Below are 16383 nucleotides of genomic sequence, written 5' to 3'. Positions count from 1 at the left end.
TAATCAAGACAGACGTGCTTCACCCCCAACCGAGGAGACCGACCATGAGCTGTTCACGTTGCTGCGGACTGATGGTGAAAGATAATTTGATGGATTTTGACGGCACGTCCGGTCATATGTGGATGAGTGCCCTGCGCTGTATGAACTGCGGGCATGTCCATGACCCAGTCATGGAACAGAATCGTCGTAGCATACAAGCCTCGCGACCAACCCCGGTGCTGGTCGCAGTCGGAGACGAGGCCGATTATCACGACGACGAGGTGCATCTGGGAATCGAATCGATCGTGGCCCAAGCGGCCTGATCTCAGACGGGGCACCAGCTAGAAACTTGAGGAGCGGCCGTGGCATCCATTCTAGTCATCGACGACGATGAGGCATTGCGGCTCCTGCTGCGGGAGATGCTGGAGGCTGACGGCCACGCGGTCCGTGCAGCCGCCAACGGACGTGAAGGGCTGGCCCTCTATCGGGCACAGCCGGCCGATCTGGTCATTACCGATATTTTGATGCCGGAGCAGGACGGGATGGAAGTGATTCTGGAACTCACCAGGGAATTTCTCGACGCCCGCGTCATCGCCATGACCGGCGCGTCGGGGGAGCAAAACTTCCTCAGCGTCGCCAAGCTCTTCGGAGCCCGCCATATTCTGGAGAAGCCCTTTGGGGCCGATCAAATTCGCCGCCTGGTGGACTACACGCTGGCTCACTAACTTTATCTTTGCCCGCTTCGCTCTACACCTAGTAAGAGACACCCGTCCCTTGATAGACTGGAGATTGATGAGCTTGTCTGCCAGGTAGAATCCTCTCCAGACGACGACACCTGACATCTTTACCAAATCCGGATACAGATCGACGATCTATGCCACCTATTATGCTCCTGAGTTGTGAGTCCATCAGCAAGAGCTATGGCGTGAAGCCCCTCTTTTCCGACCTGTCCATCGGCCTGGCCGAGGGGGATCGGGTCGGGCTCATCGGCCCGAACGGGTCCGGGAAGTCTACCCTGCTGAAGATTCTCGCCGGCATCGAGGACCCTGACGACGGCACCCGCTCGCTGCGCCGCCACGTCCGCCTGAGTTATGTCCCGCAGGAATCCACCTTTCCTCCCGACCTCACCGTGGAAGAAGTCTTAGCGCAAACCCTGCGCGAGGAAGGACTGGACCCGCACGAAGAGAGCGGCCGCATCGCCCGCGCCTTGAGCCTGGGAGAATTCCCTGACTCCGACCAGCACGTGCGAACCCTCTCCGGCGGATGGAAGAAACGCCTGGCGATTGCCCGCTCCCTCTTGATGGAGCCGGACGTGCTGATGATGGACGAACCGACGAACCATCTGGACGTCGAGGGCATTCTCTGGCTCGAACGCCTGTTGAAATCCGAAACCCGCGCCTACCTGGTGATCAGCCACGACCGTCGCTTCCTTGAATCGGTTGCGGAACGGATGATCGAACTCAATCGAATTTATCCGCAGGGCGTCTTCGAAGCCACCGGACACTACAGCGATTTTCTGGAAGCGCGCGAGGCCAATCTCGCCGCCCAGGCGAATGAACATGCCACCCTCGCCAATAAAGTACGGCGCGAAGTCGAATGGCTTCGCCGAGGGCCGAAGGCGCGCACGACCAAAGCCAAAGCCCGTATCGACGCAGCCGGAGCCCTGATTAGCGACCTAGCGGACCGCGACGGCCGCCGTGAACTGGCCCCGGCCGGAATCGACTTCACCGCCTCCGGGCGCAAATCCAAACAATTGATCGTCGCCCAGCAGTTAGGCAAGAAACTGGGATCCCGGCAGATCGTCAAGGATCTCGAACTCATCCTTGGGCCCGGTCAACGGCTCGGCTTGCTCGGCCCGAACGGCAGCGGGAAATCCACGCTGATGAAACTGCTGGCGGGCACGTTGAAGCCCGATACCGGCACGGTCACCCGCGCCGACAAGCTCCGGATCGTCACCTTCGAGCAGCATCGCGAGTCCCTGGACCAGCAAGTATCCCTCCGCCGATCCCTCGCGCCCGCCGGCGGCGATTCCGTCATCTATCAGGATCGTTCGATCCATCTCGTCTCCTGGGCCAAGCGATTTCTCTTTCGGCCCGAACAGCTCGATCTGCCCGTGTCACGGCTCTCCGGCGGCGAACAGGCCCGGCTCTTGATAGCGCGGCTCATGTTGCAGCCGGCCGATGTGCTCATGCTGGACGAACCGACGAATGATCTGGATATCCCGACGCTCGATGTGTTGGAAGAAAATCTTCTGGAGTTTCCTGGCGCGCTGATCCTCGTGACCCATGACCGGTGGTTGCTCGATCGCGTCTCCACCATGATGCTGGCGCTGGATGGAACAGGCAACGCCGAATGGTTCGCCGACTTTGCCCAATGGGAAGCGGCCCAGGAGCGAGGGACCTCCGGCTCTCCAGGCCCCGTGCCCACTCGCGCCGCGAGCAACAACGGCCCCAAGCCGAAACAGACCCGCAAAGGGCTCTCGCATGCGGAACAAAAAGAATGGGACAAGATCGAAGGCTTGATCGTCAAAGCGGAAGCCGCCGTGACCGCTTGCCAAGCCGCCACGGAAGATCCTGCTGTCACATCCGATGCCACGATGTTGCAAGCCCGGTACACCGCGTTGGCTGAAGCCCAGACCAGCGTCGAGCGCCTCTATGCCCGCTGGACGGAACTGGAAGAGAAGCGCACGCAGGCAATGCAGCCGTCTTAGGACGGTCCTGCCGCTTGTTGCTCTGTCGTAACCGGCAGCACTTGAGGCGCCAGCGATCCTACGGCCATTCCGATTGCGGCCGCTAGCAGCCCGACCAACTGCGGCGGCCACACGGCATCGGCTGAACTGAACCCTTCGAACCCCAACCAGCTCACAAGCCCGCCCGCAATGGCGACAATCGCGCCCTGCGTTGTGGCCTTCGACCAATAGAGTCCGGCCAGCAACGGGATGAACGCGACCACGAGCGTGACCTTGTACGTGCTCACCACCAGTTTATAGATGCTGGCGTCCGACCAGAGCGCAATGGCCAACACTGCCGCGGCAAAGGCGATCAACACCGTCCGCATCATCCGCAACAACTCCGCATCGTTCAGACGGGCCACCATCGGCTTGAAGACGTTTTCACTGAGCGCCACGGACGGCGCCAGCAGCGTCGCGCTGGAACAGCTCATCACCGCCGACAAGACGGCTCCAAAGAACACGATCTGCGCCGCGATCGGCGTATGTTCCAGAATCAGCGTCGGCAAAACCAGCTGTGAGTCGGTTTCCAGCAAGGCCAGAAAGCGCGCCGGATCGACAAGCGTGGCGGCATAGGCCAGAAACATCGGGATAAAGCAGAACGCGAAGTACAACGTCCCGCCCAGAAGAGACCCGCGCACCGCCGTTGCTTCATCCTTCGCCGACGTGATCCGCTGAAACACATCCTGCTGCGGGATCGACCCGAACATCATCGTCACCCACGCACCAAGAAACGGAATCCAGGCATTGAGGCTGGCTGGCGGAAAGAAATCCAGCTTCCCGGCGGCGGCCGCATGCGCAACAACCGTCCCGACTCCTCCCGCCAGTCCGCTGACGATCGAACCGATATACAGCAGGCCGCCCATGATGACGGTGATTTGCACAAAGTCCAGAATGGCGACTGAGAACATGCCGCCGAAGGTCGTGTAGGTCAGGACGATCAAGGCCCCGGCGATCATGCCCAGAGACTGGCTGATCCCCCCTGCCGTGACCACATTCAACACCAGGCCCAGCACCTTGAACTGCGCCGCCACCCAACCAAGATAAGACGCCACGACCGCCAGCGTGCACAAGACTTCGACCGTGCGGTTATAGCGAAGACGGTAGAAGTCTCCGACGGTCAGGAGATTCATCCGGTAAAATCGCGGCGCAAAAAACAATCCGGCGAGAATGAGACAGAGGCTGGATCCAAAGGGATCGGCCACAACACCCCGAAGGCCTTCCTTCACAAAGGTCGCGGAAATGCCGAGCACGGCCTCGGCGCCGAACCAGGTGGCGAAGACCGTCGCGGTCACCACCGGCAGCGGCAGGCTCCGACCGGCTACCGCAAAATCCTTCGTATTCTGCACACGCGTGGCCGCGTAGAGACCGATCCCGACGGAACACAGCAGATAGAGCGCGACAAATCCGACCAACATGCGCGCAGGATAAAATCATCGCCGGCGGCAATCAATCGTTATTTGCGGCGTGGTCGGGAGAATCTCTCCGAGGAAGATGTGAAACTCTTCGCTACAAGGGCAAGCCCGAGGTCAACCGGCACCCCACTAAAAATAGATCGCCTTGAGGCCCGATTTGCATCGGTCGCGTCCACCGCACGTCATATACCATTGTGGAGCGCCACCAGCCCAGTTTTGCACTATGGACCTCAATCCGCTGATTTGGCCGCAGAGCTTGTCCCATCAGCAGCAACATCCCGTGCGCGCTGCGGTTTAGCGTAAACACCTGGCCCTGTTGAACTCCTGCCGCACCAGATTCACCTGGTGCGACGATTTCATATGAGCAGGAGTGACAATCCTCAATCCTGGGTTCCTCCCGACGATTGATCACCGGTGCCAGGCCTCCCTGCTCATTGACCAGTTTTCTTGAAGGGGCACGATTTTGCATAATCCGATCTTCTCTCCTTATGCCTGATGGGACACATTCATGGTGAGGAGAGCAAGGGCCGTACCGACGAGGCGTTATCCAAACATTCTGCAGCACTTCCTTGATTTTCTTGTTCCTCGAAAAGATCCTCCTCATTGATCCCTACCAAACTCGAAGGGAAAGAAGGACAGTAGACACTGGGGACAACTACGTATCCCATTCAGACTGTAGAGATAATGCCGCTGTAGCCATTCCCCTACAGTCGTACGATCGCCTCAACTGAGAACGGCCATAGACTCCCCGTCTCCTGTCGGACGTGACGAAAGACTTCCCCCGCTCACTCAGCCTATGAGACAATCCCGCCACATTCATTCACTCCATCCTTCCATTCGCACCACAAGGAGCGCACGGATCATCATGAGCCTTCATCTCTTCGCCGTCAGACGCCTTCGAATAGCGCTTACTCTCCTCTTCTTTGGATCGACCATTGCCGTAAGCGTTCCGGACATAACTCAGGCACGCAAGGAGTTGCTGACGGCTGAAGAAAAGGACCTCCTGCATCGGGCCGAACAGATCCATCTGGAGACCTTAGCCCTGAGCAGCCATGGTCCCCTTGATGCCGGCGGCATCACGAAGGCGGTTGCAACGCGGTTCGAACGATTGGGATACCGCATCGTCACCGATGGCAGTCAGCCTCATGAAGTGACCGTCAAGGTCAAGTGCGAGGAACTCAAAACCTGGGAAGGGACAGGCCGCTCCGGTGGCGACGCCGACATGGTCGACGCCGCCGTACGACTCTGGAAAGGACCCGCTTGCCAGCTCACCTATCGCTTCGGCACCCGCTCGGGCGACTGGCGGCACGAAGTCCGGACACCGTTCAATAATCCGCAAGACGCGGCACGCCAAGCGGGGCAAACCGATGCAGGAGCGTACGCAATCGCGGCGCTCACCCAGCAATTACAGACCGATCCGTTTCCCTATTTGCTCGCGGCTGATTGGGGACAGTCCGTCCGGCTGATCAAGGCCTTGGATGAGTCCGGCGCGACGGTCACGCAAAAGCAGACCGTGATCGGACTCCTGGGTCAGATGATCGCCGTGGACGCCATTCCCCGACTGACCGCAGCACTGAAAGACTCCGATCAGACTGTGGTTCAAACGGCCGCAACCGCGCTGGGAACCATCGGCCATGAAGATGGAATCCCTGCACTGCTCGCACTCTTCAACACCGGCACGCCGGACCAACATCGCGCCGCCGCCGCCGGTCTTGGCCGCCTCGCACCGTTGCATCCCAACAGCGGAATTGTGCCGACCTTCATTGCCGCTCTCCCGAACGAACCGCTCCAGACTCAGATCATCCTGGTACGCGCCTTGGGCAAGACTACCGATCGTCGCGTGCTGGCCCCGCTCCGCACACTCCACCGTTCTGTGCTGAAGCAAGCACGCTCAGACAGCAGTCCGGAGACAAAGGAGCTGCTGGCCACCCTCGGGATTGCCCTCGACGGATTCGACGGCGTGCATACGGAAGAGTAGCGCTGAGGTTAGCGTTCGTCCTGCTCGATCGCTTCGAAGAGGCTGTTGACGGGAGAGAGAACCGACTTCGGATAGAAGAACCACTTCACAACATGTCGAATGAGATAGCCGGGATGCCCCTTGGCCCCCAACAGTGTCGCGCGGCGATTCCACTCGGCAATGCGCTCCGGACGGGCCTCAGGAAGCGAGAGAAACCATTTCGACAACGCCTCGTTATCCCCTGACCGGCGAACCGCCACGAGAAACTGGGGGACCGTCAGGCCGAAGTGACGGAGAAACGCGCCGTCGATGCCAAGCCGGCTGCCGAAGGCGACTCGATAGGTCAATGGAAGCTGCTGACCGAGAAACCGTCTGGCTTTCTCGGCGAACCGCGGCAACCAGACACAGCCGGCCAGTTGGTCTTGAGGACGAGGGAGTGGCATCTTATGTAGACCTAGGAACTGTTGGCTTTTTTGATATTGCGAAACAGGCAACCAGATGATCGTTCACCATCCCGACCGCCTGCATATAGGCGTAGATGATCGTGCTCCCGACAAACCGGAAGCCGCGCTTCTTCAGGTCTTTCGACAAGGTATCGCTCACCGCATTCGTGGCGGGCACATCCTTCATCCGTTTCCACCGATTGACGATCGGCTCACCCCCAACGAATGACCAGACATAGGCATCGAACGAACCGAATTCTTTCTGCACCGCGAGAAAGGCCTGCGCGTTGGTGACCGCCGACTCAATCTTGAGGCGATTGCGGATAATGTCGGGATTTTTCATCAGAGCCGCTTTCATGCGCACCGTGAAACGGGCCACCTTCTTCGGATCGAATCCCGCAAAGGCCTTACGATACCCGGCACGCTTTTTCAGGATCGTGTCCCACGTCAGCCCCGCTTGCGCCCCTTCCAACAGCAGCATCTCAAAATGCTTCCGATCGCGATGAACCGGCCTCCCCCACTCCTGATCGTGATAACGAACCATGTGCGGCTTCTCGCCGGCCCAGCTGCAGCGGATCTTGTTGTTCATCTCGACGCTCCCTCTCCTCAGAGTCCGGTCACTTGCTTCGTCCGGTATTCGCGCCTGCGACCTTGATCGACCACTTCGGTTTCATTCGTCCGAAATCCGTGCGGGCATGGCAACGCAACGCCTGTTTGGAATCAAATACCACCGGACCTTGAGGACTCCGCCAAAATACCACCCAATGCCAATAGGCCGTTCCCCGTTCGCGATGCCACTTGATCGCGAGCAGCGCAACAGCTGGCAACGATGTCCAGGAAACAAACGGCACCTCTCCGCTTGCCGCGCGAATGCGAAAGTGCTTCATGAGATGGCGCACCGGCTGCGTCTCGGACCAGAGCCGTGGATCGTCAGCAACGATTCCCAACCGGTTTGCCGCTTGCTTGGCTTGCGCGTAGCTCACTCCCGCCAAGGTCGCCACACTGGCGATACCGCAACCGGTCCGTTCACGTTGCACCACCGGCTTCACTGCAACTCCAGTTTCAGTTTCCGTCCGCCGGAGATGCTGAACCCCTCGCGCTGATAGAACGCCAGCGTCCGGTCGAACTCCGGCAAGGGTGGAGTCGTGACTTCCAGCCGCCGCCATCCGCGTGCCTGCCCGAGCAGCCTGGCCTGTTGCAGCAATGCGGCCCCTACTCCCTGTGAACGACACGTCGGCCGGACATAGAATTCGGGAATCGTCCCGTACGCACCCTCCGTGTAGAGCGCGTAACTCTGATACAGGGCGAGAAATCCGATCGGCACGTCGCCGTCACGGGCCAGCAGTACCGCATAACAGCCGTCTCGCAACCAGACCCTTGCTCGCGCTTCCGTGTCGGCCTGATGAAAGTTGAACACCTTATCGCTGACCGCCGCCATAATCTCGTGGAGCAGCTCCCCTACCAGCGTGGCGACGATAGCTGCATCTTCCGGCTGAGCCTGCGTAATCTGAATCGGCATCCGCTACCCCACGAACTCCTGAAAGAGGGCATACCCTTCAGGCCAATCGCCGATCCCGCTGTCGGCATTAATGTGTCCGACCTCGCCGACATCGACAAACCGGCTGCCCCAGGCAGTCGCACAAGCACGGGCATGGCCGATGGACCCGAACGAATCATTCGTACTCGCCACGACCAGCGCGGGAAAGGGCAGACGGTGCATCGGCACCGGCATAAACCCTTTGGCTGTAGCAGGGAAACTGGGGCAGGCCGGTTCGGGAATCGCAACGAGGAACGCGCCCTTGACCGGCGCCCGTGACGGCCCGGCCCAATGAGCCACAAGCAAACAGGCCAGACTATGGGCGACCAAGATGGGAGGAGCCGCGCAGCGCTGCACCGCCATATCGAGCGTACGCACCCACTCCCGGCAATCCGGCGCATCCCATTGGCCCAGATCGACCCGCCGCCATGCCGGATGGCGCTCTTCCCACAAGGTCTGCCAATGCCCAGGGCCGGAATTGCCGAACCCCGGCAAGACTAATACAGGAATCTCCATCACCCCACACTCACTCGGCCTGCTTCTGGCCGGTGACGGCAACCGTTGCATAGTAGACGGCCCGGCTCTGCGGATCTTCGGCACATTCACCGTAGTGCTGAAGATCCGCCTCGCTCACGACGCCCGTCGCCAGATACTTCTCCCGCAACTGTTGGGCGGACATTGCCATCATCTTCGCCAAACCCGAGCCGCCGGCAGACACCGGCGCATCGTTCTCCATAGCCAGCTGGGAAAGTCCCCGTGCTTGCAAGAGAGGCAACAGCGTGAGTCCCAGCGCGTAATCCATCCCGCGGCTTTCGTACATGCGATGAATCGACTGATTGATGTGCCGCATCGCCGCGAGTTGCGCAGCCGTTCCGACAATGCCCCGCGAGGCAGAGAAATCCGGCTCTTCCAGCACAATCCATCCGCCCGGCTTCAGCGCGGCCAGCATCCGGGACAGGGCGATCTCATAGTCCGGCAGATGAATGAGCACATAGCGCGCATGCACGAGATCGAATGATCCCTGGGGCAACGAGGCGGTACGAATATCCCCTTGCTGAACCTCAATATGCGCCGGACGTTGCGCCGTCAAAAATTTGGTCGAGAGATCGAGCGCGACGACATGCCCCGAAGGCCCAACTCTCTCACCCATCCACTGCATCAATGAGCCGGCGCCCGGTCCCACTTCCAGGCAACGCCACCCGGTGGCAAGACCGGTCGCATACAGGCGGCGGCAACTGGCCGGATCGAACTCCCGTTCAATCGCCTGCAACCGCGTGAGTTCCAGTTGATCTTCAGCCGACGTAAAGACGTAGTCAGGTTGGCTCATATCCGGGTACCCGTACGATGTACTACTCCAGCTTCTTGAAACAGTCCGCGCCCGCCACCGCCCGCAAGCGGCGACAAGTCATCACCCGGGTCGAGCCCGGCACGTCGTTCTTGATGACCACGACGTAGGACTCGCCCCCGGTGCATTCCACATCCCAGAAGACATTTCCCTTGGCGTCCTCACCTTGAAAGAACGTGCGCGCGACAGTGCGACAGCTATGGCCGCCGCTTTCGACGAACACCGCCAGGGCTTCGCTCCGCTCTACCTCAGACATCGCCGCAAGCCGATCCTGCGCCGGATTGGCCCAGAGAGGCAGGGGCCCCGCCTCCCACGCCAGCGCGAGCAACGCCGCAAACACACGGCCACCCCGCCGCCTAAACGTCGGCCCCATGGCTAGTTTCCCCTCCAGAAGGACTTCCCACAGACCACACAAATTTCAGCGCTCGTATCGGAGCCGAGATAGAATTCTTTCTCCCGGACATCGTGCGGGCAGGGCGGATGCTCTTTCCTCGCCCAGGCCTCTCGCAACGCTTCGGCATCGTCCGCTTCCATCAATCGCCTCACGCCTTACACACTATTAAGGCCGCGCTTCACTGCCCCCTAGCAGACACTCTATGACGGTGTTCGCATCGCCGATGGGATCGGCCGTAAAGGGAGACCGGTGCTTCTGGGTGACGGTCGTCGTCAATCGTTCGGCCGCCTGCCGGACAGAGAGTGGAAACGAGAGGTCTTGTTGGATTCTGCGCAGGTGAGCCATGGCATCCCCTGACCATGATAGAGACGCCTGCTGTCTCAGCCACGCTTCGTCGGCTAACGCGACCGCCCGCCGCGCGCACACTCTGGCTTTGCCGGCGTTGCCGGAATTCCAGGCCGCGACGGCTCCGACAAGTTCTCGTGTGATGGAGATCGGCCACGCCATAGAACCTACCCGGTGAAGGCAGCAGAGAGAAGGGGGAACCGTCGCCGGCTCTCGACCGGTCTCGGCCACCACCTCGCTGCGCTACCCCATATCGCGGAGCGTATGGTCAGGATTGCGATCGCGGGCGATGGTCTTCATGACTTGGTCGCCGAAGAGCACCACCACACGCCCGCGTTGATCCTTCACCACCATAGACGCCGACGGCGCTTTGAAGGTCGCGGGATCTCCGCCCAACCAGGCACTGCATGAAAACGGAAGCGCATCCAGGACCGTTTCCACGCGATACTCGTGGCGCAGCCGGTATTGCAGCACGTCGAACTGCAGCCGGCCCACCGCCGCGACCAGCGAGTCCAGGTCATTGAGGCTCCGCATGATCTGGACCGTGCCTTCCTGCGCCATCTGCTCCATCCCCTTGTCGAAGGCTTTTCGCTTGCCGACATCGGTCGGACGAAGCCGCGCAAAGATTTCCGGCTGAAACTGCGGCAGCGGTTTGAAGTTGAATCCGCCCGTCACCGAAATCGTGTCGCCGATGGCAAAGAGCCCGGGATTGATGATGCCGATGATGTCGCCGGGATAGGCCTCTTCCACCGTGCTCCGTTCCTGCGCGACCAGACTGTGCGGGCGCGAAAGGCGCACCTCTCGATTCAATCGATGATGGGTCACCATCATGTCCCGTTCGAATCGCCCCGAACAGACCCGGAGGAACGCGGTGCTGTCCCGATGCTTGGGATTCATGTTCGCCTGCAGCTTGAACACATAGGCGCTGAAGGGAGTCTCGACCGGATCGATGGTGCATTCGCTGCCATCCTCGCGGTCGGCCAGCCGGGCGCTGGGACAAGGCGCAAGCGTCACGAAGGCGTCGAGAAAACTCTCGATCCCGAAGTTCGTGAGCGCGGACGCAAAAAACACCGGCGTCACGTCGCCGTTCAGAAACTGCTCGCGCGAAAACGGATTGCCGGCGATCTCAAGCAACTCCAGGTCGTGCTGCACGGGTTCCATGACGTCCGGAGGAACACGGCCGCTGCGTTCGAGATCGGCTAAGAGCATATTCGCCACATCGACCTTCGTCGCGCCGCCATGCGCCGTCTTGCTGAACAGCTGGACGCGATGATCGGCCCGCGTCACGATCCCGACGAAATCGCTGCCGGAGCCGATCGGCCAGTTGACCGGACTCGCGTGAATATTGAGTGCCTGCTCGACTTCTGTCATGAGGTCGAGCGGAGGGCGGCCCGGCAAGTCCATCTTATTGATCAGCGTCAGGACGGGAATCCGCCGCAAGCGGCAGACGTCGAACAACTTGCGCGTCTGCGTCTCCACGCCTTTGGCCGCATCGATAACCATGATCGCGCTGTCGGCCGCCGTCAGCGTTCGATAGGTGTCTTCGGAAAAGTCCTGGTGGCCCGGCGTATCGAGCAAATTGATGATCGCATCCTTATACGGGAACTGCATGGCCGAGGCGGTGATGGAAATGCCGCGCTCCTGCTCCATGCCCATCCAATCGGAAGCGGCGGTCTTGCCACCCTTGCGGCCGCGGACCATGCCCGCCGTCCGAATGAGCCCGGAATAGAGCAGCAGCTTTTCCGTGAGCGTCGTCTTGCCCGCGTCCGGATGGCTGATGATCGCAAAGGTCCTGCGGCGCGCCGTTGCCGCGGCCAATTCTCCCTGACGTGTCTGGTCGATAGCCATAATGGGTGCGCAGCATATCACACCGCTACCGACGGCCAACAGTCGTCGACCAGGAGAAATCGACCGCCTCGCCGCTCGCGACGGCCATGCCAACCCTGTATGATGCCGCCCATGGCCGCATCTTCTCTTCGCATCGCGTTTCTGCATCTGGCGCCGATTCCCGGCGATCTCGCCGGCAATCGACGGCTGATCGACATCGCCATCATGCAGGCAGCACAGGCGGGGGCCAACTGGATCCTGCCCCCTGAACTCGCGGTCTGTGGGTATAGCTTTGTGGATCGGATCGGTACCGACTGGATCGCGCCCCAGCCGGATGAGTGGATGATGCAGATGGGCCGCCTCGCATCGCGACTGCGGATCACGTTGTTCCTCGCTGTGCCGGAACAGGACCTTCGCACGAAGCAGTTGCACAATTCGCTGTTCGTGATCACCCCGGACGGCAGGCTCTCCGGCACTCACCGAAAGATCAACTCGCTGCGCGTGGGATCGGAAGCCTGGTCGACGCCAGGCACAGAGGCGATCCCGATTCCAGCCGCCCCGCTCGACAAAGTCGGGCTGCTCATTTGCGCCGATGCGTATTCTCCAGGCATCGCCGACAGCTTGCGCCGACAAGGCGCGCGGATGCTGGTATCCGCCGCCGCCTGGGCACCCGGCTTTCATGGCCCCAACGGCGAATGGGAGCGCTGCACGCGCGACACGGGGCTGCCGCTGTTCGTCTGCAACCGGACCGGGCCAGACCTCACCATGGATTTCACGAAAGCCGAGAGTGTCGTGGTGCAGGACGGAACGCGACGGCTTTCCATGAGCGCGGCACGCTCAACGATCTTTCTGATCGAATGGGACCTGCTCGGGCAGGACCTGGCAGCGCCGTCGTATCAACGCATCGAGCTGTAAGCGATCGGTCCGTCTCTCTTTACCGGAAGAGGGGCCGCCCATCCAACCAATACCAATCGCGGCTCCTCACCGCGGCACACGACGCTCGCCGATACCCGCGCGCAACGCTTCGACATCGAGTTCATGTTCGAGCCGATGCAACACCTCGTCGCTGATCGTCCCGTCGTTCCGCAATTGAATCAATGCGAGCCGTTCGGCGGTCAACGTGTCGTGCCGCAACTGCCTGAATCGTTCACCGGCCTCGGACGAACAGTCCGCATCGATGGGACCGGATCCGGCAAACCGCTGAAGTTGGCGGCTGTAATGAACCCTTAACCGCTCGATCTGCTCTATCCACAGGCCGTCTCCCGCCGCTAATCCGTCCAATCGTCCCAATGCGGCGGAAGCCGCCCGTTCACGTGCGAGCATTTCTTCCCGCTCAAGGCCGCGGTCCTCCTTAAGCTGTAAGGCACGGATGATCGGCGTGAGCGAAAGTCCCTGCAATACGAGCGTCGCAAGAATTACGGCGAAGCTGACCAGGATGATCTCCGCGCGAAACGGGAACGGCATTCCAGCCGCCGTCGTCACCGGCAAGGCCAGCGCGGCCGCCAGCGTGACAATCCCGCGCATCCCGGTCCAGGCTGTGACGAAAATATGCGGCCAAGGCGGCATCGGATCGCGAGCCCGCAACGTCGCGCTGATCAGGCGTGGCAACGCCGCCGCCGCCGGGACCCAGGCGAGACGCACGACAATGGCCGTCAGACTGACCGCCGCGCCGGCCGTCAAGACTGTGCCGAACCGGTCGACCGGGATGGCAGTACGCAAGGCGCCGAGTTGGAGCCCGATCAATATGAAAATGAACCCGTTCAACACGAAGATCAGCAGGTCCCACACCGCCCGCGCCTGCAGGCGCGTCACAGGAGCGACCGCCGCGCTGAAATGCTGCCGCACATGCAGCCCTCCGGCCACACAGGCCAGCACCGCCGAGGCGTGCGTCACTTCGCCCAACACCCACGCCACATAGGGAGCGAGCAATGTGATGGCGATCTCCGAGAAACTGTCGGTCGTCGCGCGGAGCGCCCAACGCGATGCCATCCCGACGGCGACCCCGATCGCCACACCCCCGACTGCAGCCAGGACAAATTGCAGGAGCGTGTCGCCCAGCACGAAACTCCCGCCGACCGCGGCCCCGACAGCCGCGCGATAGAGCACCAGTGCCGTCGCGTCGTTCACCAGGCTTTCACCTTCTAAAATCGTCACCACGCGACGGGGAATGCGCAGACGCTTCCCGATGGCGGTAGCCGACACCGCATCCGGCGGGGAAACGATGGCGCCTAAGGCAATGGCTTCCGCCCATCCGAGGCCCGGCAGCACCGCGCGGGCGACCGCCGCAACCGCCGCGGTCGTGGCCAACACCAGGCCCACCGCCAGCCATGAAATCGGACGGAGGTTCTCCTTAAACTCCCGCCAGGAGGTAAAGTAGGCCGCCGCCCAGAGGATGGGCGGAAGGAACACAAGGAAGACCAGATCAGGACTGAGCGTGACCGTGGGAATCCCCGGGATCAAGCCGAGGATCAATCCACCGATGACCAATAAGATGGGATAGGGAACGACGAGTTTCTGTGCGACGGTGGTCAACAACAGCACCACCGCCAGCAACAAGATGATTATCTCGAGCTGATGCAGACCGTCCATCGCAGGCCTTTCGCAATTTCCTGGAACGCAGGACCTGTGCGCAGGCTACTGAGGGAAGGCGGGAGAGTCAACTGAATCGGGCCGCCGCACCCACGTCTTTCGGCCGGACGCGGGTGAGGGACCGTCAGCGGAACATCGAACAGCTAGAGCGATCACGCAACTGATTGAACTTGCGAGGAGAGAAACCGCTGGAGTCTGATGGCCGCGGTGGACGTCAGATGCATGAACTCAAGTCCAAATGTATTGTCCTTTGCCCATCGAACCGTCGCCCGCTCAACCGCCAACGGAGCCACCTGTTTCGGCAAGCGCAGCAGCACCGTGACCTGATCGCCCGGATTCATCGGAGCTTCGCTCGTAACTCGGGCGCCTTTGAGCGACACATCGTACACCACGCCGAGGCCGGCCCGTTTTTTCGCAAACCAGCGCGGCCGCGCCTTCTCCGCCAACGCACAGGAAAAGGGAACCGGAACGCGCATCCGCGTATGTTCACGGATATCAAGAAACAACTCATCGGGCATCGTGGCAGACTTCATCGGGCATCCTTTCGTTCAACTCACTGTGCCGACTGTACACAACTGCGATCGGTTCGAGAACGAAATTGTATGTTTGTGCAGATTTCTACTTACCCTTTTACTGGACACACCCAGGTTGTTCTTCCTGCGCTCCTCAGGCACGATGACCCTTCCCTGAAAACTAGACCACGCCGTGCTGGAAATTCGATGCTTCCTGCAGCCCGGTTTGGGCCGCCTGTTCGACAAACTCCTGGGGCGTTAAGTCCCCAAGTGAACCATGCGGCCGGTGCTCATTGTAATCGATTCGCCACGCTTCAATCTTCTGTCGCGCATCGTGTAACGACACGAACACCTGCGCGTTCAAACATTCATCCCGAAACCGTCCATTAAAACTCTCAATCACCGCATTCTCGACGGGTTTCCCGGGCCGAATGAAATCGAGCTTCACGCCGTGCTCGTGGGCCCAGGCGTCGAGCGCCTTGGAAGTAAATTCGCTCCCATTGTCCACGGTGATCATCTGCGGGTAGCCCGTCCGTTTCGCCACCCGTTCCAGGGCCGCGACCACCTTCGTGCCGCTCAGGGTGAAATCCGGCTCGATTATTTGACTCTGCCGACTCCAGTTATCCACGACGGTCAGCGCACGAAACCGCCGCCCATCCAGCAACGTGTCCGCCACAAAGTCCATGCTCCACCGCTCATTCAGCTGCCTCGGCTGAGGCGGCACCACCCGCAGGTGACTCGCGCGCTTTCGGCGGTGAGTGAGCCGCACGGTCAACCCTTCTTCCCGGTAGATCCGGCGCACCCGCTTTGTATTCACCACCCAGCCTTCGCGGCGAAGCATGACGTGCAGACGGAGATAGCCAAAGCGCGGGCGAGCTTGGGCCAGCTCCCGCAGCCGCATGCGAATCGCCGTATCGTCCCGCCCATGGTGTCGGTAATACCACGACGCTCGATTCAACCGCAGCAGCCCACACGCTCGCCGCACGCCGATCGCGAATTGCATGGTGACGGTCCGCACCAGCGCGCGCTTGCGGGTGGGCTTCAGGCCTTTTTTGCGAGCACCTCCTGCAGGATGACCTTGTCGAGCGTCAGGTCGGCCACCAGTTGCTTGAGCTTGCTGTTCTCTGTCTCCAGCTGCCGCAACCGCCGGACCTCGGCCACGGCCATCTGTCCGTACTTCTTGCGCCACACATAGTAGGTGGCTTCGCTGATTCCCAACGACCGGGTGACCTCAGGAATCGGGGCGCCGGCATCCACCTGCCGCAACGCCGTGGCAATCTGTCCCTCAGAAAACTTGCTCTTCTTCATGGCT

Annotated in this window: 19 protein-coding genes; 5 read left to right on the top strand and 14 right to left on the bottom strand. The window is 60.9% G+C overall.

Going from position 1 to position 16383, the window contains the following annotated elements:
* Positions 1–44: 44 nt before the first annotated feature.
* The 3 genes from Q8N04_14450 (at position 45) to Q8N04_14440 (ending at position 2689) form a co-directional block, all read left to right on the top strand.
* Positions 45–302, top strand: coding sequence for a hypothetical protein (locus tag Q8N04_14450; GenBank protein MDP3091878.1), 258 nt, complete (start codon positions 45–47; stop codon positions 300–302).
* A gap of 39 nt (positions 303–341) precedes the next feature.
* Positions 342–704 (top strand): response regulator, encoded by a 363-nt coding sequence (locus tag Q8N04_14445; protein ID MDP3091877.1) that lies wholly within the window; start codon positions 342–344, stop codon positions 702–704.
* A 149-nt stretch (positions 705–853) separates the two neighbouring features.
* Positions 854–2689: an ABC-F family ATP-binding cassette domain-containing protein gene (locus Q8N04_14440; protein ID MDP3091876.1), complete on the top strand. Its 1836-nt coding sequence runs from the start codon at positions 854–856 to the stop codon at positions 2687–2689.
* Here the strand turns inward: Q8N04_14440 and Q8N04_14435 are convergent.
* On the bottom strand, positions 2686–4125 hold the full coding sequence (locus tag Q8N04_14435) for a sodium:solute symporter family protein (protein MDP3091875.1): 1440 nt from the start codon (positions 4123–4125) through the stop codon (positions 2686–2688). The two genes, Q8N04_14440 and Q8N04_14435, sit on opposite strands and share 4 nt — an antisense overlap.
* A gap of 862 nt (positions 4126–4987) precedes the next feature.
* Here Q8N04_14435 and Q8N04_14430 point away from each other — a divergent pair.
* The gene (locus Q8N04_14430; protein ID MDP3091874.1) at positions 4988–6100 is read left to right on the top strand and encodes a HEAT repeat domain-containing protein; all 1113 of its coding nucleotides are present in this window, start codon (positions 4988–4990) and stop codon (positions 6098–6100) included.
* An 8-nt stretch (positions 6101–6108) separates the two neighbouring features.
* On the opposite strand, the gene Q8N04_14425 is transcribed toward Q8N04_14430, so the two are convergent.
* From Q8N04_14425 to Q8N04_14380, 10 genes are all read right to left on the bottom strand, one after another.
* On the bottom strand, positions 6109–6522 hold the full coding sequence (locus tag Q8N04_14425; GenBank protein ID MDP3091873.1) for a DUF5069 domain-containing protein: 414 nt from the start codon (positions 6520–6522) through the stop codon (positions 6109–6111).
* A 1-nt stretch (position 6523) separates the two neighbouring features.
* Positions 6524–7111, bottom strand: coding sequence for a DNA-3-methyladenine glycosylase I (locus Q8N04_14420; GenBank protein ID MDP3091872.1), 588 nt, complete (start codon positions 7109–7111; stop codon positions 6524–6526).
* Between the two features lie 28 nt (positions 7112–7139).
* Positions 7140–7571 (bottom strand): hypothetical protein, encoded by a 432-nt coding sequence (locus Q8N04_14415; protein MDP3091871.1) that lies wholly within the window; start codon positions 7569–7571, stop codon positions 7140–7142.
* Positions 7568–8041, bottom strand: coding sequence for a GNAT family N-acetyltransferase (locus tag Q8N04_14410; GenBank protein ID MDP3091870.1), 474 nt, complete (start codon positions 8039–8041; stop codon positions 7568–7570). The genes Q8N04_14415 and Q8N04_14410 overlap by 4 nt, the downstream gene beginning before the upstream one ends.
* 3 nt (positions 8042–8044) lie before the next feature.
* Positions 8045–8575, bottom strand: coding sequence for an alpha/beta hydrolase (locus tag Q8N04_14405; protein ID MDP3091869.1), 531 nt, complete (start codon positions 8573–8575; stop codon positions 8045–8047).
* 10 nt (positions 8576–8585) lie between these two features.
* Complete coding sequence (locus Q8N04_14400; protein ID MDP3091868.1) at positions 8586–9386, bottom strand: class I SAM-dependent methyltransferase; 801 nt, start codon at positions 9384–9386, stop codon at positions 8586–8588.
* 22 nt (positions 9387–9408) lie between these two features.
* A complete protein-coding gene (locus tag Q8N04_14395; protein ID MDP3091867.1) occupies positions 9409–9777 on the bottom strand; it encodes a hypothetical protein in 369 nt (122 codons plus the stop codon).
* A gap of 2 nt (positions 9778–9779) precedes the next feature.
* Positions 9780–9938, bottom strand: coding sequence for a hypothetical protein (locus Q8N04_14390; GenBank protein MDP3091866.1), 159 nt, complete (start codon positions 9936–9938; stop codon positions 9780–9782).
* A 25-nt stretch (positions 9939–9963) separates the two neighbouring features.
* Positions 9964–10305 (bottom strand): hypothetical protein, encoded by a 342-nt coding sequence (locus Q8N04_14385; GenBank protein MDP3091865.1) that lies wholly within the window; start codon positions 10303–10305, stop codon positions 9964–9966.
* 81 nt (positions 10306–10386) lie between these two features.
* Entirely contained in the window at positions 10387–11991 is a 1605-nt protein-coding gene (locus Q8N04_14380) for a peptide chain release factor 3 (protein ID MDP3091864.1), read from the bottom strand.
* 111 nt (positions 11992–12102) lie between these two features.
* Here Q8N04_14380 and Q8N04_14375 point away from each other — a divergent pair, with 111 nt between their 5' ends.
* Positions 12103–12885 (top strand): carbon-nitrogen hydrolase family protein, encoded by a 783-nt coding sequence (locus Q8N04_14375; protein MDP3091863.1) that lies wholly within the window; start codon positions 12103–12105, stop codon positions 12883–12885.
* A 66-nt stretch (positions 12886–12951) separates the two neighbouring features.
* Here Q8N04_14375 and Q8N04_14370 read toward each other — a convergent pair whose 3' ends face one another.
* The 3 genes from Q8N04_14370 to Q8N04_14360 all read right to left on the bottom strand — a co-directional run bounded on the left by Q8N04_14370 (position 12952) and on the right by Q8N04_14360 (position 16379).
* The gene (locus Q8N04_14370) at positions 12952–14559 is read right to left on the bottom strand and encodes a Na+/H+ antiporter (GenBank protein MDP3091862.1); all 1608 of its coding nucleotides are present in this window, start codon (positions 14557–14559) and stop codon (positions 12952–12954) included.
* Positions 14560–14711: 152 nt separating this feature from the next.
* Entirely contained in the window at positions 14712–15092 is a 381-nt protein-coding gene (locus Q8N04_14365; protein ID MDP3091861.1) for a PilZ domain-containing protein, read from the bottom strand.
* Positions 15093–15252: 160 nt separating this feature from the next.
* Positions 15253–16379 (bottom strand): IS3 family transposase gene (locus Q8N04_14360; GenBank protein ID MDP3091860.1). Its coding sequence is split into 2 segments (ribosomal slippage): positions 15253–16118 and positions 16118–16379, totalling 1128 coding nucleotides; the frame shifts between segments, so codons are not numbered across the junction.
* Positions 16380–16383: the final 4 nt, after the last annotated feature.

It is taken from the genome of Nitrospira sp. (assembly GCA_030692565.1).
Taxonomy (GTDB): Bacteria; Nitrospirota; Nitrospiria; order Nitrospirales; family Nitrospiraceae; genus Nitrospira_D.
Note: the sequence above shows the minus strand (reverse complement) of the source record. Positions and strands in the feature narration are given on the sequence as shown.

What these genes read in the sequence shown, in the direction of transcription:
- Q8N04_14450 (MDP3091878.1), top strand. Translation starts at nt 45, where the DNA reads ATGAGCTGTTCACGTTGCTGCGGACTGATGGTGAAAGATAATTTGATG.
- Q8N04_14440 (MDP3091876.1), top strand. Translation starts at nt 854, where the DNA reads ATGCCACCTATTATGCTCCTGAGTTGTGAGTCCATCAGCAAGAGCTAT.
- Q8N04_14435 (MDP3091875.1), bottom strand. Translation starts at nt 4,125, where the DNA reads ATGTTGGTCGGATTTGTCGCGCTCTATCTGCTGTGTTCCGTCGGGATC.
- Q8N04_14430 (MDP3091874.1), top strand. Translation starts at nt 4,988, where the DNA reads ATGAGCCTTCATCTCTTCGCCGTCAGACGCCTTCGAATAGCGCTTACT.
- Q8N04_14425 (MDP3091873.1), bottom strand. Translation starts at nt 6,522, where the DNA reads ATGCCACTCCCTCGTCCTCAAGACCAACTGGCCGGCTGTGTCTGGTTG.
- Q8N04_14420 (MDP3091872.1), bottom strand. Translation starts at nt 7,111, where the DNA reads ATGAACAACAAGATCCGCTGCAGCTGGGCCGGCGAGAAGCCGCACATG.
- Q8N04_14410 (MDP3091870.1), bottom strand. Translation starts at nt 8,041, where the DNA reads ATGCCGATTCAGATTACGCAGGCTCAGCCGGAAGATGCAGCTATCGTC.
- Q8N04_14405 (MDP3091869.1), bottom strand. Translation starts at nt 8,575, where the DNA reads ATGGAGATTCCTGTATTAGTCTTGCCGGGGTTCGGCAATTCCGGCCCT.
- Q8N04_14400 (MDP3091868.1), bottom strand. Translation starts at nt 9,386, where the DNA reads ATGAGCCAACCTGACTACGTCTTTACGTCGGCTGAAGATCAACTGGAA.
- Q8N04_14395 (MDP3091867.1), bottom strand. Translation starts at nt 9,777, where the DNA reads ATGGGGCCGACGTTTAGGCGGCGGGGTGGCCGTGTGTTTGCGGCGTTG.
- Q8N04_14390 (MDP3091866.1), bottom strand. Translation starts at nt 9,938, where the DNA reads ATGGAAGCGGACGATGCCGAAGCGTTGCGAGAGGCCTGGGCGAGGAAA.
- Q8N04_14385 (MDP3091865.1), bottom strand. Translation starts at nt 10,305, where the DNA reads ATGGCGTGGCCGATCTCCATCACACGAGAACTTGTCGGAGCCGTCGCG.
- Q8N04_14380 (MDP3091864.1), bottom strand. Translation starts at nt 11,991, where the DNA reads ATGGCTATCGACCAGACACGTCAGGGAGAATTGGCCGCGGCAACGGCG.
- Q8N04_14375 (MDP3091863.1), top strand. Translation starts at nt 12,103, where the DNA reads ATGGCCGCATCTTCTCTTCGCATCGCGTTTCTGCATCTGGCGCCGATT.
- Q8N04_14370 (MDP3091862.1), bottom strand. Translation starts at nt 14,559, where the DNA reads ATGGACGGTCTGCATCAGCTCGAGATAATCATCTTGTTGCTGGCGGTG.
- Q8N04_14365 (MDP3091861.1), bottom strand. Translation starts at nt 15,092, where the DNA reads ATGAAGTCTGCCACGATGCCCGATGAGTTGTTTCTTGATATCCGTGAA.